Genomic DNA, 16,383 nt, shown 5'->3' with positions numbered 1-16,383 from the left:
CAATATACTTATATTATGAGAAAACATATCGTAGCCGGAAACTGGAAAATGAATAACGATTTACCTCAGACGGAACTTTTATTAACCGAATTATTAAAGCAAAATCAAACATCAGACGCTGAGGTTATGATTGCTCCAACATTTACAAATTTATGGCAAGCATTTGAATCTTTAAGACAAGAATCCATAGAGGTTATTGCTCAGAACATGCACTTTGCAGAAAATGGAGCATATACTGGTGAAATTAGCGCTAGTATGTTAAAAAGTATCGGAATTAAAACGGTTATTTTAGGACATAGTGAGCGTCGTGCGTATTATAATGAAACGGACGAATCTCTAGCTAAAAAAGTCGATGCCGCTTTAGCAAATGATATGAGAACAATTTTTTGCTTTGGAGAAGAATTACAAGATAGAAAATCTGAAAACCATGAAGCTGTTGTAGAAAGTCAGATTAAAAATGCATTATTTCATTTAGAAGCTGATGCTTTTAAAAATATTGTTTTAGCATACGAACCAGTTTGGGCCATCGGAACAGGTGAAACAGCTAGCCCTGAGCAAGCACAAGATATGCATGCCTTTATTAGAAAAACACTAGCGGATAAATATGGTAATGATGTCGCTGATTCTGTTTCTATTTTATACGGAGGAAGTGTAAAACCAGGAAATGCTAAAGAGATATTTGGAAAACCAGATGTAGACGGTGGATTAATTGGAGGAGCGTCACTTAACGCAGAAGATTTCTATGCGATTGTAAATGCATTCTAAAAAATCTTAACTTAGAAACTAAGTTTATAATAAATTAAAAAGTCCTTAAACTTTTGGAGATATCCAATAGGTTTAAGGACTTTTTTTTGCTTGAAGTCTAGATTGTTTTCTAGAGCTTAAAAAGTGTGAATTAGACTATATACCTATTTCAACCTGAAATCTTAAATACCAATTACTAGTACTGCTAGAATCTAAATAGTTTAATTCTGTATTTGTAACTTCGGCTTGTAATTTTAAAGCATGTTCCCAAATATATTTGGTAACACCAAGACTGTATTGATTGGTTTGTGGTGTTAATACTTCAATATCTTTATGAGGTTCTTGGTAAGAATAACGACCAATAACTTCATAGTTGTTTTTAAAAATATAACTCAATTGGGTATCAAATCCATTTCCTGTAAAAACGTATTGAGAATCTAAAGCATCATCCGGATTAAACGTTATAGGATCATCAGCAGTTCTTTGCATATAAGCTGTTTGAAATGCCCAACCATTATATTTTACAATAGCATCTAAGAATAAGGATTGAATGTCGCGTTGCGCAAACAACTCATCACCAATAGTACCACGTGTTCTTCGTGCATTATTATTGTAATGGTAAACACCAGAGAGCATTAATTTGGGGCTTTCTTCACGTTTTATATCTCCTTCAAACAATGTTCCGTTGCTTTTAAAAGCCCCAAAAGGAAAGAGTTCTAAACGCCCTGTAAACGCTAATCCGTTATCGGGTTCTTTAGTCCAATTTCGACCTTCACCAGTACTAATCGCTGTTTTTACATTATAAGAAAACTTGTCTTGTAATTCATTGAGATAATAAACTTGTAAACCAAAATCTCTGTCAATATTAAAACGCGCATTGTTTATAGAGCGATCTGTAAGTTGTAAAGCACCAGAGGAATTAATACGTTGTCTATTTCCAGGAAGTTTGGTTTGTCCGAAACCAATATTCCAATGCTCATCGGGTCTGTAAAATACAATCGCATCTCTAATAATGTTAAGATTGTCACCGTCCTCAATAGCACCAACATCATTTGGTGAAAACGATAATTGAATAACATAAATAATACTTGGGTCACCAACATAACCATCAAAACGTAAGCGCAAACGTCTAATCATGGCTTCATATCCATCTTCCTCATCTTCATTATATAGAGACGTAAATCGATTTTGCATTCTAAAACGAATGTTGAGTTTAAAAATACTATCAGGTGATGTAATTCCTAGACCTTTACCATAGCTATAATACGGTAATGCAGATAGTTTAATGTCGTTGTCATCTTGAGCAATGGTTACTTGAGATAGAACCAAAAATAGAATACCTACAATATATTTATTCATATCATTTTAATTTGAAGCAAAAATACTAGTAACTAAATTAATGATTAGTAAATTTGCAAAAAAAAAGATTAATGTCCGAAATATATATAGGTTACACGTTTAAAGTAAGTCCTTTACAGCCAGCAGTTGAGATTTTAATTGCAGAATTAGGTTATGCTGGTTTTGAAAGCTTTGTAGAAAATGAAGAAGGCGTCATAGCGTATATTCAAAAAGAGGAATGGAATGATAACATTCTCGATGGTATTTATATTTTGAGTTCAGATGAATTTAAGATTGATTATACATTTGAAGACATAGAACAGACCAACTGGAATGAAGAGTGGGAGAAAAACTTTAACCCTATCGTAGTAGATGATGTAGTATCTGTACGTGCGCCATTTCATGAGAAACGAGATGATGTAAAATATGATTTAATTATTGAGCCAAAAATGAGTTTTGGTACAGGGCATCATGAAACCACACATATGATGATTCAACATATATTACAAAACGATTTTAAAGATAAATCGGTTTTAGATATGGGTTGTGGAACTGGAGTTTTGGCCATATTAGCAGAAAAAGTAGGGGCTACAAAATTAGATGCTATTGATATAGATAACTGGTGTTATTTAAATAGTTTAGAAAACGTAGAACGAAACGATTGTAAAAATATTTCGGTTTATGAAGGTGATGTAATGTTATTAAATGGTAAAAAATACGACAGTATTATTGCGAACATCAATAGGAATATATTATTGGCTGATATATCAGAATATGCCAATTGTTTAAATGAAAACGGATCTTTATTTTTGAGTGGTTTTTACGAGCAAGATATTCCAATTATTGAAGCAGAGTGTAATAAGCAGATGTTAAAGTTGACTAAAACTCTGCAAAAAGGGCAATGGGTGTCGTTAAAATTTATAAATTAGTAGTAATTAAAAATAGAGTCTGTCACACTAAGCACTGTAGATGATGTGCTTAAAAAGATATCCACTATGACAAAAGAAAAATATTCAGAAGAACTACTTCTAGAAGAAGAAGTATTAAAACAAAACGAAATCGTATTATTTAATGACGAAGTCAATACGTTTGACCATGTTATTGATACGCTTATTTATGCTTGCGACCATATGCCAGAACAAGCAGAGCAATGTGCACTGTTAGTTCATTATAAAGGTAAGTGCACAGTGAAAACAGGTTCTTATGACGATTTAGAACCACGCTGTTCCAAGCTTTTGCAAGCAGGACTTAGCGCTGAAATAGTTTAAATAAAAAATCCCACATCATGTGGGATTTTTTTTGTTTATAGCTTTTTTTGGTAATGAATTTGCATCTCCAGCGATAGGATAACCTAATTGAGAAAGTTTCCTTTTACGTTTTCAAGCTCATTCTCAGCAATAGTGCTAAAACTCACTTCGTCAGTATCATTATTAATAATGACTTTAGAAACCTCTACTAATTTAGATAATTGTGTTGCTATAATGTTAGCACAATCATCGCATTTTAAATTTTTAAAGTGTTTCTCGTTAGTATGTATTTTAGAGACCTGTCAGGTTTTAAAAACCTGACAGGTTTAATCATTTCATTATAAAGTTGAAGGACAAACAAAATCAGTCGTCTTTAAATCGGTTTCTTTAATTGCGGCAAATCCACCATCAACGTCTATGAGTTTATCAAATCCCCTTGCTTTTAAGATTGATGCAGCAATTACAGAGCGATAACCACCTGCACAATGCACATAATACGTTTTATCTTTGCTGACTTCATTCATCTTTTCATTGATAAAGTCTAATGATAAATGTTGAGCATCTACAATATGAGAGGATTGGTATTCACCATCCTTGCGGACATCTAATATATTAAGTGAATCTGCTTTTGCTCTTTTTGCAAATTCTTCAACCGTAACAGAATCTAATGTTTCAACATCTTTTCCTGCTTTTTTCCATGCCTCTAATCCTCCTTCAAGATAACCCAAGGTATTATCATAACCAACTCGAGATAATCTTGTAACCGCTTCTTCAGATTTGCCTTCAGGAACGACTAAAACAATAGGTTGTTTTATATCCTTAATTAAGGCTCCAACCCAAGGTGCAAAGCCTCCATTCAGCCCAATAAAAATTGAATTTGGAATATGTCCTTTTATAAAATCAGATTGCGTTCTAACATCTAAAACTAATGCTGACTCATGATTGGCTAAAGCTTCAAATTCAACAGGGTTTAGAGCTACATTTCCAGTTTTTAAAACGGTTTCGAAAGTATCATAACCCATTTTGTTCATCATTGCATTCTTTGCAAAGTATTGTGGTGGTGGCGCAATGCCATCCAAAACTTCTTTTACAAATTCAGCTTTGGTCATATTTGCACGTAAAGCATAGTTTGTTTTTTTCTGTTCGCCTAAAACACCAACCGTTTCTTTGCTTAAGTTTTTTCCGCAAGCAGAACCTGCACCATGGGCAGGATAAACAATAACGTCATCAGCTAGTGTCATAATTTTATTTCGAAGAGAATCGAATAACATCGCTGCTAAATCTTCTTTTGTTAAATCAGATTTAATGGCTAAATCTGGTCTTCCAACATCACCTAAAAATAACGTGTCTCCAGAAAAAATGGCGTGATCTTTTCCGTTTTCATCTATTAATAAATAAGTCGCAGATTCTAAGGTGTGTCCTGGTGTATGTAACACTTTAATAGTCACTTTTCCAAGTTTTAGTTCTTCTCCATCTGTAGCAGAATGAATATCGTATTTCGTAGTCGCTCCAGGGCCAAATACGATAGTTGCTCCTGTTTCTTTTGCTAAATCGACATGACCAGAAACGAAATCGGCATGAAAATGCGTTTCTAAAATATATTTAATTTTAGCATTATTAGCGTTTGCTTTATCAACATATTGCTGTATTTCTCTAAGCGGATCAATTATTGCAACTTCACCTTCAGATTCAATATAATAAGCACCTTGTGCTAAACAGCCAGTATATAGTTGTTCTATTTTCATTCTTAATTTATTTGTATTGCAAATTTACGAAACTTCATTTTTTGAAATGTGATAATTATCACAAAGTGTGTTAAAACAGCTCTTTAAAAATGATATATATTGCCATGACTATAGTAAAATAACCAAATCCTTTTTTTAATTTTTTAGGACTAATTTTTTTTGATAAAGCTAATCCTATGAAAATCCCAACAATAGAGATAATAGTAAATGTGATTAGAAACTGCCAATCTATAGTTGTCGTTTTGTTTAAATCACCTAAAAATCCTATTAACGATTGTATAGAAATAATAAATAGCGATGTGCTAATGGCTTTTTTTATAGGAAGTTTTACCAATAAAACTAATGCAGGTACTATAAGGAATCCTCCTCCAGCACCGACTAAGCCGGCTAAAGCACCAATACCTATGGCTTGCGTACCAATGGCAAAGTAGTGGGTATTATCAAAGTTATTAATGACCTTATCGCTATTGATGACTTTAGATTTAACCATGGACCATCCGGCTAAAAGCATAATAATGGCAAATAGCAACATGATGAAAAGTGAGTTCGTAAGTGAAAAATCACCTATAGAAAATAGTACTTCTGGTAAATTAGGGATAACTATACGTCTTACCATAAATACAGTAAGTATTGAAGGAAGTGCAAATATGATAGCTGTTTTAAAATCTATCGTATTTTTTTTAATGTTACGTAAAGTACCCACTAAAGCGGTGCTACCTACGATAAAAAGGGAATACCCAGTAGCAACTATTGGACTAAAACCTAAAAAATATACTAAAATAGGAACCGTTAAAATAGAACCACCTCCTCCTATTAAACCTAGAACAAGTCCAACAATTAAAGCTCCTATATAACCTAAAATTTCAATGAGTTCCATTTTAATGTGGTAATTTATCTTTTAATAGTCCGTAAACAAAAGTACCTAATAAGGCTGCAGCAATGACGATTATGATTGAAAAAGCTCCTGTTCCAATTAAAATATACATAGGCCCAGGACAAGCACCAGATAGTGCCCAGCCTAAACCAAAGATTGTTCCTCCTAGTATGTAACGCGTAAAACCACGATCTTTTAGCGGAACTCTTAATGTTGTGCCTTCTGTTGTTTGGATCTTTTTCTGCTTTGAGATTAATAATAGAATTACACCCGTACCAACTGCGGTACCGATAATACCGTACATATGAAAGGATTGAAATTTAAACATTTCAAAAATGCGATACCAAGATACAGCTTCAGATTTTACTAAAACAATTCCGAAGAAAATACCGACGACAAAAAACTTTATATACTTACCCATAATTAAAAGAGTATTGGAAAAATAAGATGAATCATTATAAGGCCTCCTAAAAAGAAACCAATAACAGCAATTAATGATGGTAGTTGCAAACTACTTAGTCCTGTTATGGCATGTCCAGAAGTACAACCGCCAGCGTAACGTGTGCCAAAACCAACAAGGAATCCGCCAATTATTAAAATAGACAAACCTTTGATGCTAAGTACAGCGTCCCAACTAAATAACTCTGGTGGTAATAAACTTTGACCTGCATCTTTAAATCCGAGTGCAGTTAAGTCTTTAATAGTAGCTTCGCTAAGATCCATAGGAGTAGAATCAGATAAAACAAAATGCGCAATAAAGCCACCAACGATAGCACCTAGTACAACTATGAGGTTCCATTTATGGCTTTTCCAGTCATAATTGAAAAATGCAACACGTTTTCCGGCTCCTCCCATGGCACACATGGTTCTAAGGTTAGATGACATTCCGAAAGTTCTTCCAAAATAGAGTAGTAGAAACATGACGATTGCAATACATGGTCCGGAGACATACCAAGGCCACGGTTGTAAAATATATTCCATAATTTTTATTTGATGCAAAAATAGAGTTCTGTAATTAAGACTATATGTTAAAAATTACTAAAATTCTAAAACAAGAATCTTGTTTCTTCCCAATTCAATTTTTTTCTCTCGTTCTAATTGTTTCAATAAACGAGAAATAACAACGCGCGATGTGTTTAAATCTTCTGCGATTTCTTGGTGAGTGACCTCTAAACTTGTAGAAGCAGTAAGTTTTACATGATCTGTTAAGTACTTAAATAAACGCTCATCCATTTTCATAAAAGCAAGCGTGTCAATGGTTTCTAACATTTCGTCGAAACGAATTTGATAACTTTGTAGTATAAAACTTCTCCAACTTTCGTTAGAGTTAAACCAAAGTTTCATGTTTTCTATAGGAATCATTATTACGGTGGCGTCCTCATCAGCAATAGCACGAATTTTACTTACAGATTTCACCATACAGCAAGTTAAAGACATAGCGCAAGTGTCGCCAGACTCTAAAACATATAATAAAAGTTCGTCTCCATCATTGTCTTCTCTTAAAACTTTGATATTACCTTTAATTAAAAGTGGAATGAAATTTAAGTCTTGACCTATATCTATAATAATATCAGACTTTTGAAAGGTTTTTAGAAACGCAACATTGGCGATATTATCGATTATTTCGGAATCGAATAAATAGTGAAAAGGCTCGAGTAGTTCTTTAGAAATCATACTTCAAAAATAACAATTTAAAAATTTGAAATAAATAGTTTGGCTATCTTTTAATAAATGTATTATATTTGCACCCACTTAAAAAGGCCTCGTGGCGCAACTGAATAGCGCACTTGATTACGGCTCAAGAGGTTACTGGTTTGAATCCAGTCGAGGTCACTACTAAAACCAATACTTTCAAGCGATTTGAAAGTGTTGGTTTTTTTGATTTATAGAATATTTGCCTAAAAAAAGAAGAAAACCACATAAATCATAAAGACATATGTGGTTTAAATATTACTAATTAATAAAATATTTAAAGTCTTAAAACTTACTCGTCAATTAATAAATTTAAAGTAACTGTAATATTATCTCGTGTGGCTTTACTAAATGGACAAGCCTCATGTGCTTTTTCTACCAAGTCTTCTCCTGTTTTTAAATCCACACCAGGAATGTAACAATCTAGTGTTGCTTCTAAGAAAAAACCGTCTTCATCTTTACAAAATCCAATTATAGCAGTAACGCTTAATGCTTCTTCATCTATTTCAATGCCTTCGTTTTTAGCCACAGATTGCAATGCACCTCCAAAACATGCAGCGTATGCAGCTCCAAAAAGTTGTTCCGGATTTGTGCCATTTCCGCCATTGCCACCCATGGATTTAGGGACCGATAAATTATGCTCTAATGGACCGTCGTCTTCAGATTTGATGCTTCCAGTTCTTCCGCCTTCAGCTTTTGTGGTTGCTTCATATAATGTTTTCATCGTCTTTTATGGTTACAAGTTAATGTACTAAATATACTATGATACACTAGTATGATGAAATCTACAGTCTTAAATTTCTCATAAATTTAAGAATCTTTATACTATACTAGCGTAGTTCTAGTTAATTTTTTTGACAGAAGGATGTCTTGAAATGAATATAAAATAAGTGATTCGTAAAAGTTAGATAGGAATTAACCTGATGTTTTATTTTTCAGAATTAAAACAGTTATGTGCTATAAAGTCACATTACCCAAGCGCATTCTTAGTAACATAAACACGCCAGCCTATTATAGCAAGTTGTAGTTTAGAAGCTTTGCTAAGATCTAACTGTTTTTTAGTGTAAGATGGAAGTATGGCTTTGTTAAGTTTAGCCAGAAGTTTAAAGATTTTGTTTTTCATTTTATATTGAATAATAAATCTTTAACAAAAATAGTAAAACTTATTCTAGAACTAAGTTCTACATTTTTGGGTTGGTGGTTTGGTTGTAATTTAAATTATTGCTAAAATAAGTTCAATAATTAATTTTGCTAATGTCATCATGGTTTCTTGGTTTTTGAGGTTAATAAATTACGTCGTTTGTTTGATTGAGTTTTCAATATATAATCTATTCAATGTTCCTCCAAGTGATTTCCTTAAAATTGATGAATTTGAATTCTAATTTACAACTAAAAAGATGGTTTGTATTTTAGTATTTTGTGACTTGTCTATATTTAAGTTTCATTTTGTTATAATAATGTCTATTTATGGTTTTGTTTTGATACTTTTTAAGGGGTTTTTTGGAGTAGTATTCAAAATCGTAGGGGACTTTTGTCATAAAAAGTACTAAATTTTAATGTTTCATTCTTGTTAGAGTTTTTTTTCATGATAAATTTCATGTTTTATTAGGAGTGTTTTTCGTATTTAATTTTACCGTAACAGATAGACATAATAATAAAACTATCTTTGTGAAAAAATAACAAGATGAAGAAAATTACTATTGTAGTATTACTATTAATTTCAGGATTTAGTTGGTCTCAAGTTTTAGTGATTAATGAGTTAGAACCTGATAGTCCTAGTATAGATACCGATGAGTTTATTGAATTAAAATCAGCAACCCCTAATTTCTCAACAGATGGTTACATATTAGTATTCTTTAATGGATCGAGTAGTGGAGGTGACCGAAGCTATTTTACGTATGATTTAAATGGTTTGACAACAGATATTAATGGTTTGTTGGTAGTAGGTAGCGCCAATGTAACTCCTTTTCCACAATCTTTAATGTCCGAAAATGTAATTCAGAATGGGCCAGATGCTGTGGGTATTTACCAAGCTTCGGCAGAAGACTTTCCAGAAGAAACTTTAGCAACTCAAGTCAATTTAATTGATGCCATGGTGTACGGAACTAATGATTCTGATGCCACTGGTTTATTAGATAAGCTAGGTGAAACACTTCAGCATAATGATAGTGGTACTAATGCTAATCCAAAATCGATTCAACGTTTTGTTGATGGTATGGGAAATGAAACGTTTTCGTCTGCGACTCCAACACCAAGAAGAGAGAATGATGGCTCTGGTATTGCTATTACTGCTATAGCAATTTCAGTAACAGAAACACAAATCGGTGAAGGTGATGCTGTTGATATTCTGTTTACGTCAGATACAGAGGTCACTTCAGATTTAAACTTCAACATAAGTTTAGATAATTACGGGTTTAATACCTCGGATTATACTGGGAATACAAGTATTACGATTTTATCTGGTGAGACTACCGCAAGTGCAACAATTACGATAGTTGATGATGCGGATGATGAAGGTGATGAGGTTTTAAAAATTAGATTTTTAGATTTAATTGAACCTGTTATCGCTAATAATGGTGATATAGAAATACGAGTTGTAGATAATGACTTTACCGTTGCAGCTTGGGGAACACCTTTAGAGCCAACATATGGCATTGTAGAAAGTACACAGTCTGATGGTTACTATAATAGTTTAGATGGTTTAGCTGATGTAGAATTGAGACAAGCGTTACAAGATATTATAGCAGATCCAAATGTTGTAAGAGCGCAGACGTATGCTGATGTTATTGATATTTTAAAAGAGGCAGATCAAAACCCAGAACATAGTAATGAGGTTTGGTTGGTGTATTTAGAAGAAGGACGTGCTAAATTAGATATACAAACAAATTCTTTAAGTACAGGGAAGTGGAATAGAGAACATACGTTTCCTAGATCTCGTGGTGGCTTTGATAGTATAGAGGAAGATGAAATCGCAGATGGTATTGATGTGTATTGGACAACTAAAGCAGACTCGTTGCGTCATGGTAATTCTGATGCACATGCATTAAGAGCAGTAGACGGACCAGAAAATAGTAGTAGAAATAACCAGTTTTATGGTCAGTATAATGGTCCAAGTGGAACAGCCGGTAAATTTAAAGGAGATGTGGCAAGAGGAGTATTCTATATGGCTGTACGTTATAATGGATTGGAAATTGTAAATGGATTTCCTGAAGGGATCGCAGGTCAGTTTGGAGATTTAGCAACCTTATTGGAATGGCATAGAAATGATCCGCCAGACGATTTTGAAATGAATAGAAATAACGTCGTTTATAATTGGCAAAAGAATAGAAACCCGTTTATAGATCAGCCAGATATGATAGAATATATTTGGGGAAATAGAATTGGTGAAGATTGGGATCAAGTATTAAATATTACTGATAATACAAAACTTGAAGTAACTATATTTCCTAATCCTACAACAGGACGTGTTTATATTTCAGGATTAAATGCTATTATAGATGTTGAAGTTTATTCAATAGATGGGAAGCTTTTAAAGCAATCGCAATCTGTAGAGGAGTATATCGATTTAGATGTCGCTTCTGGCTTGTATCTATTAAAGTTGACAAGCGAGAATCGTTCTGTGATTAAGAAGGTTATTGTCGATTAACGTATAATATTACTTCAATAAAAAAGCCAAACTGAATTTAAACAGTTTGGCTTTTTTAGTATTTGAGATGATGTAAATTTTATTCTTGAGTTCTTGCAATTAAAGTGCCTTCTGATTTTCCGAATTCTATATTTGGAATACCATCAGTGACTTTCCAGGTGGCACTACTTTTAGATCCTTTTCCATCTTCAAGGCTGATTTTTATACTTGTAATTTCACCAGCTTTGTTGCGTTTTAATTTAGAATACTTAACCGTGATTCCTATTCTTTTAAGTTCATTTACGTGAGAATCTAAAATTTGATCTGGTGAAGATTTTGAAATATAAGCAATGGATCCATTTTTTGAAGTATCTTCATCGTCAATATAAGTCAAGCTAGTAATCTTTGGTTTGTCAACGACTTTCCATGGGTTGTCTTTTTTAATGGTTTTACTCTGGGTAAAATTGTTGCTGTTTTTAGAAATCACTTCAACAACTCCGTTGGTACCTTTGTCACCATATTTTTCTATGGCTTCTTTTCCCTTTAAAACTGCGATACTCGAAACTGTTTCTTTAGAGTACACTTTTACTAAATCTGGTTTAGATATTTCTTTACCGTCAAGAATATATAATATGTTGTCCTCATTAGGAAGTTCGATGTCTGTTTCAACGTTTTTATAACTTCCTTTTATAGTTTTATATGGTTTTGTTGTTAGAGTAATAACACCATTCTGTCCTTTTTTACCGTAAGCATCAAGTGCGTCTTCGCCTTTTAAAACAGTCATGCTTTCAATATCATTAGCATTGATAGTTTTTAAATATTCTGACGTGGCAGGTTTGCCATTTACAATTATTAATGGTTTTGGATTCTGAGAATCAAAACGTGAGTTGTAAATTGCCTTATTGGATGGGTTATGAATTATGACTTCATGACTGATAATTTTAGGTTTAGATCCGACTTCATAATAAAAATCAGATTCTTTGTTGATTTGACTCTTAATCTCTAAAGAATCCCTAGAGAAATAAATAGTGTCTTTTGAAGTTTCACTAGTAGTTACTTTTCTCATGTACATTTTATCTTTTGGTGTCCGAGTATTAATATAGATACTGTCTTCAACTATAACGTCTAAGCTGTCACGTAATTCTTCAATTATAAAGGTCGTCTTTTTATGATCATTAGGTTGAACGACCTCAACTCCAAAGCTGCCGTCATCATCCATTTTAAATTCGAAAGGAGCAATACCATCTTTGTCTTTAACATGGTAATTTGTAGTGCCATTTTCTGTTTTAAAATCAATATTTAGATTCGAAATTTCGTTGTTGCTGTTTCGCTTTATATGTTTTATGGTCATGGTGACATTCTTAGACTTTAACCATGTTTTCATTTTATCTAAACTTTCATCGCTCATGTTTTTTGTGAACTTAACCTTGATGCTTTCAGTTGAGAAGGAAATTTTAGTTGATATGATATCATCAATAAATTCAGTTGTATTAGTGTTTTTAAAGGTGTTATTTTGGGTTTCAATATAAACTGTTTCTGTATTCATGCTCATTAATAAGCCAGCTAAAAGTGGAAGAATTAGCAGGTACTTAAATTGATTTTTTTTGTTTGATCTCGATTTGTTTAACATAAGTATTCGTTTTTTGATTGATGAATTATAAAAATTATTGGATAATATAGTAGCGTGATTGGCAACGCTGGTTTTTAATAATAAATGTTGGTATTCTTTAGTGGTGTTGGTAAGGGATTGTGTTTTAGAATCTGCGATATATTCTAAGTTTTGGCGCACTTCTTTTTTGTACAACCAAATTAATGGATTAAACCAGAATAGAATACAAGCCAATTGTGTACAGATAATATCTATAGAATGCAATTGGTTAACATGAACTTTCTCGTGTGTTAGAATAAGTTGAAGTTCTTCTGTCTCATAAGATTTAGGATTATAAACAATCCATTTAAAAAATGAAAAAGGGGAAATTTTAGTATCTACAATAACATAAGTGAAACGCTGTTCTTTATGCTTTGGATTTTTTAGAAGGAGTAAAACTAACGAGCCAAACTGAAAAATAAACTGAATGGTAAATGCAATTAATCCGATACTATATGTAATAGGAATAAGTTTATACCAATCAAATGCGACTTCAGATGGAGTAGCGACAAAACTTAACGGTGTAGATGATATAAAGGTGGTTGCTTCGTTTACTATAGGGTCAATAGGAATATAAACGGGAATTATGATGAATGGGAAAATTAACGCAAGTACTAATCCAGTTAATAGAAACCATCGGTTATGCTCAAAAAACGTTTCCTTCTTCAGAAAAATGTAAAAACATAGATATATTATGGCAATTACAGCTGACGCTTTTAATAGATATTCCATAATTATTTTTTGTTTTCTATTAATTCAATAATTTCCTTTAACTCATCGACGCTAATTTTTTCTTCTTTGGCAAAAAATGAAACAACATTTTTGTACGAGCTATTAAAGTAATTTTCAATAGCCGTATTCATAAACTTGGTTTTATAGTCTTCTTTGGTTACAATAGGGAAGTACTGATGGGTTTTGCCATAGGCGTTATAACTAACATAGCCTTTTTCTTCAAGATTTCTTATAATGGTAGAAAGCGTATTATAATGTGGTTTGTCTACAGACATCTCAGCTAATACATTTTTTACAAAAGCCTTTTCTAACTTCCACAAAATGTGCATTATTTCTTCTTCTTTATTTGTGAGCTTTTGCATAGGAATAGAATCTAGTGTTAATCTTGAATTCAAATGTATAACTATTAATATAGTTATACAACTATAAAAACAGTTTTGTAACGTAAAATATAGTTTTAGTAGGTGTGAAAATGAAATATTATCTTTGCGCTTTTAATGTAAATAAGTAATTAAAACTTTAGATAGAGGATGAGTGTATTATTGGTGATTGCTGGATTGGCGTTGTTAGTTGTCGGTGGGGATTTTTTAGTAAGAGCAGCTGTTGGTTTGTCTTTTAAACTTAAGCTATCTAAGTTGGTTATAGGGATGACGGTTGTGTCTTTTGCAACTTCGGCTCCAGAATTATTAGTGAGTTTACAAGCAGCTTTAGATGGGGTTTCTGATATTGCTTTAGGTAATGTTATAGGGTCTAATATTGCAAACATAGGTTTGGTTTTAGGCATCACAGCTATTATTACTCCATTGGCGGTAGATAAAGATTTCTATAAGTTGAATTGGCCAATGATGATGATGATATCTTTTGTGTTGTATTATTTCTTGTTGAATGACAATATATTGACAGCCCTAGAAGGCGCTATTATGTTCATAGCATTAATTGTTTTTCTAGTTGTTTTAATTAAAAGTTCTCGGAAATCGACAAAAGCCAATATGGAGGAAGTCGATGATGCTTTAGCTGTAGTGTCTAACTTTAAAATCGGAATGTGGTTATTGATTGGTGCAGCCGGATTGTATTTTGGATCAGAATGGTTAGTTCAAGGTGCTAAAAAAATGGCGGAATCCGTAGGAATAAGCGATTATGCAATTTCGGTGACTGTAATTGCAATTGGGACGAGTGTTCCTGAGCTTGCAGCTTCAGTTATTGCCGCATTAAAAAAGGAAAAAGCAATGTCGTTAGGAAACCTTATAGGGTCTAATATTTTTAATATAGCGTCTGTTTTAGGTTTAACAGCGATTATAAAACCAATTGTGGTGAATCCAGATACTCCACAGATATTATCGACTAATATCTTTTGGATGATTGGTTTTGCAGCGATTTTAATTCCTTTCATCATCATACCTAAACGCTTTGAAATAGGTCGTGTTAAAGGGATGTTGTTATTTGGATCTTACATCTATTTTATATATTTAACACTTAAATAAAAGCATAAAAAAAAGCTTGTAGATAACTACAAGCTTTTTTATTTATAATGTCGCTAATTAAGAAATGTCAGCACTTTTTACAGTTTTAATAATTCTACCTGCAATTTTGTATGGATCACCATTAGAAGCTGGTCTTCTGTCTTCTAACCAACCTTTCCAACCTTTCTCAACTACAATAATAGGTATACGGATTGAAGCTCCTCTATCTGAAACTCCCCAAGAGAAATCATTAATAGATGCCGTTTCGTGTAGACCTGTTAAACGTTGGTCGTTAAACTCACCATAAACAGCAATATGTTCTTTTACTACAGGGCGGAAAGCTTCACAAATTTTTGCGTAAGTTTCTTTATTTCCACAAGTTCTTAATACCTCGTTAGAGAAGTTGGCGTGCATACCAGAACCATTCCAGTCCATATCTCTACCTAATGGTTTTGGATGATATTCAATATAGTAACCATATTTTTCAGTTAAACGGTCTAGTAAATATCGAGCAATCCAAATTTCGTCTCCAGCCTTTTTAGCACCTTTTGCAAACAATTGGAATTCCCATTGTCCAGAAGCAACTTCTTGGTTAATACCCTCAAAATTTAAACCTGCATCAATACATAAATTAGCATGCTCTTCTACTAAACCTCTTCCGTGAGTATGTAACCCACCTACAGAACAGTAATACATACCTTGTGGTGCAGGATATCCACCTATTGGAAATCCTAATGGCAATTGAGTTTTAGTATCCATAATGAAATACTCTTGTTCAAAACCAAACCAAAAATCATTATCATCATCATCAATGGTAGCTCTACCGTTAGAAACGTGAGGTGTTCCGTCAGCATTTAAAACTTCTGTCATTACTAAATATCCGTTGATTCTATCTGGATCTGGATAAATAGCGACTGGTTTTAATAAACAATCAGAAGATCCACCTTCAGCTTGTCTAGTAGATGATCCGTCAAAAGACCACATACCTAACTCTTCTAAAGTACCTTTAAAGTTTTCGTGCTCTTCTACTTTGGTTTTACTTCTCATATTTTGAGTTGGGAAGTAGCCATCTAACCAAATGTATTCTAATTTAATTTTTGCCATAATGATTGTTTTGTTTATCAGATAATAATGATACAAATATTGTTATTTTTTTTTACCCGTCAAAAAAAATGGGGTTATTTAGGTATAAAGTGTTTGATTATTGTAGACTACCCTAATTTTGTATAGGTAATTGTCTATTTTTTAAATATTTTGTATTTTTGACCTCAAAAACTA

16 protein-coding genes and 1 tRNA gene are annotated in these 16,383 nt (G+C 32.8%); 6 read left to right on the top strand and 11 right to left on the bottom strand.

The features are described 5' to 3' along the window. The first annotated feature begins 15 nt into the window (after window positions 1-15). Window positions 16-765: a triose-phosphate isomerase gene (gene tpiA, locus BLT80_RS12300; protein ID WP_092468393.1), complete on the top strand. Its 750-nt coding sequence runs from the start codon at window positions 16-18 to the stop codon at window positions 763-765. A 135-nt stretch (window positions 766-900) separates the two neighbouring features. Here the strand turns inward: tpiA and BLT80_RS12295 are convergent, their stop codons facing one another. Further along, entirely contained in the window at window positions 901-2,103 is a 1,203-nt protein-coding gene (locus BLT80_RS12295) for a porin (RefSeq protein WP_092468391.1), read from the bottom strand. A 71-nt stretch (window positions 2,104-2,174) separates the two neighbouring features. On the opposite strand from BLT80_RS12295, the gene prmA reads away from it, so the two are divergent. Together prmA and BLT80_RS12285 are read left to right on the top strand one after the other, a co-directional pair. Next, a complete protein-coding gene (prmA, locus tag BLT80_RS12290; RefSeq protein ID WP_092468389.1) occupies window positions 2,175-3,011 on the top strand; it encodes a 50S ribosomal protein L11 methyltransferase in 837 nt (278 codons plus the stop codon). A 66-nt stretch (window positions 3,012-3,077) separates the two neighbouring features. Continuing rightward, complete coding sequence (locus tag BLT80_RS12285; protein ID WP_092468387.1) at window positions 3,078-3,350, top strand: ATP-dependent Clp protease adaptor ClpS; 273 nt, start codon at window positions 3,078-3,080, stop codon at window positions 3,348-3,350. 317 nt (window positions 3,351-3,667) lie between these two features. On the opposite strand, the gene BLT80_RS12280 is transcribed toward BLT80_RS12285, so the two are convergent. The 5 genes from BLT80_RS12280 to BLT80_RS12260 all read right to left on the bottom strand — a co-directional run bounded on the left by BLT80_RS12280 (window position 3,668) and on the right by BLT80_RS12260 (window position 7,622). Continuing rightward, complete coding sequence (locus BLT80_RS12280; protein WP_092468385.1) at window positions 3,668-5,074, bottom strand: MBL fold metallo-hydrolase; 1,407 nt, start codon at window positions 5,072-5,074, stop codon at window positions 3,668-3,670. Window positions 5,075-5,144: 70 nt separating this feature from the next. Further along, the gene (locus BLT80_RS12275; protein ID WP_092468383.1) at window positions 5,145-5,951 is read right to left on the bottom strand and encodes a sulfite exporter TauE/SafE family protein; all 807 of its coding nucleotides are present in this window, start codon (window positions 5,949-5,951) and stop codon (window positions 5,145-5,147) included. Between the two features lies 1 nt (window position 5,952). After that, window positions 5,953-6,369, bottom strand: coding sequence for a DUF6691 family protein (locus BLT80_RS12270; RefSeq protein WP_092468381.1), 417 nt, complete (start codon window positions 6,367-6,369; stop codon window positions 5,953-5,955). A 2-nt stretch (window positions 6,370-6,371) separates the two neighbouring features. Then, a complete protein-coding gene (locus BLT80_RS12265; protein ID WP_092468379.1) occupies window positions 6,372-6,929 on the bottom strand; it encodes a YeeE/YedE family protein in 558 nt (185 codons plus the stop codon). Between the two features lie 57 nt (window positions 6,930-6,986). Beyond that, window positions 6,987-7,622 (bottom strand): Crp/Fnr family transcriptional regulator, encoded by a 636-nt coding sequence (locus BLT80_RS12260; RefSeq protein ID WP_092468377.1) that lies wholly within the window; start codon window positions 7,620-7,622, stop codon window positions 6,987-6,989. A gap of 85 nt (window positions 7,623-7,707) precedes the next feature. On the opposite strand from BLT80_RS12260, the gene BLT80_RS12255 reads away from it, so the two are divergent. Further along, window positions 7,708-7,781: transfer RNA gene (locus BLT80_RS12255), tRNA-Arg, on the top strand. A 151-nt stretch (window positions 7,782-7,932) separates the two neighbouring features. Here BLT80_RS12255 and BLT80_RS12250 read toward each other — a convergent pair. Beyond that, window positions 7,933-8,364, bottom strand: coding sequence for an Ohr family peroxiredoxin (locus BLT80_RS12250; protein WP_092468375.1), 432 nt, complete (start codon window positions 8,362-8,364; stop codon window positions 7,933-7,935). Window positions 8,365-8,610: 246 nt separating this feature from the next. Next, window positions 8,611-8,763 carry an SsrA-binding protein gene (locus BLT80_RS12245; RefSeq protein ID WP_092468373.1) on the bottom strand — a complete coding sequence of 51 codons (153 nt, stop codon included), beginning with the start codon at window positions 8,761-8,763 and terminating at the stop codon, window positions 8,611-8,613. 561 nt (window positions 8,764-9,324) lie between these two features. On the opposite strand from BLT80_RS12245, the gene BLT80_RS12240 reads away from it, so the two are divergent. After that, the gene (locus tag BLT80_RS12240; protein WP_092468371.1) at window positions 9,325-11,286 is read left to right on the top strand and encodes an endonuclease; all 1,962 of its coding nucleotides are present in this window, start codon (window positions 9,325-9,327) and stop codon (window positions 11,284-11,286) included. A gap of 79 nt (window positions 11,287-11,365) precedes the next feature. Here BLT80_RS12240 and BLT80_RS12235 read toward each other — a convergent pair whose 3' ends face one another. Then, window positions 11,366-13,645: a M56 family metallopeptidase gene (locus tag BLT80_RS12235; protein ID WP_092468369.1), complete on the bottom strand. Its 2,280-nt coding sequence runs from the start codon at window positions 13,643-13,645 to the stop codon at window positions 11,366-11,368. A 2-nt stretch (window positions 13,646-13,647) separates the two neighbouring features. Then, window positions 13,648-14,007, bottom strand: coding sequence for a BlaI/MecI/CopY family transcriptional regulator (locus BLT80_RS12230; RefSeq protein WP_092468367.1), 360 nt, complete (start codon window positions 14,005-14,007; stop codon window positions 13,648-13,650). 168 nt (window positions 14,008-14,175) lie between these two features. On the opposite strand from BLT80_RS12230, the gene BLT80_RS12225 reads away from it, so the two are divergent. After that, a complete protein-coding gene (locus BLT80_RS12225; protein ID WP_092468365.1) occupies window positions 14,176-15,126 on the top strand; it encodes a calcium/sodium antiporter in 951 nt (316 codons plus the stop codon). A 57-nt stretch (window positions 15,127-15,183) separates the two neighbouring features. Here BLT80_RS12225 and BLT80_RS12220 read toward each other — a convergent pair whose 3' ends face one another. Next, complete coding sequence (locus BLT80_RS12220) at window positions 15,184-16,209, bottom strand: glutamine synthetase beta-grasp domain-containing protein (protein WP_092468363.1); 1,026 nt, start codon at window positions 16,207-16,209, stop codon at window positions 15,184-15,186. Window positions 16,210-16,383 lie beyond the last annotated feature (174 nt).

Source organism: Winogradskyella thalassocola (assembly GCF_900099995.1).
Taxonomy (GTDB): Bacteria; Bacteroidota; Bacteroidia; order Flavobacteriales; family Flavobacteriaceae; genus Winogradskyella; species Winogradskyella thalassocola.
This window is presented reverse-complemented; position numbering and strand designations above follow the sequence as displayed.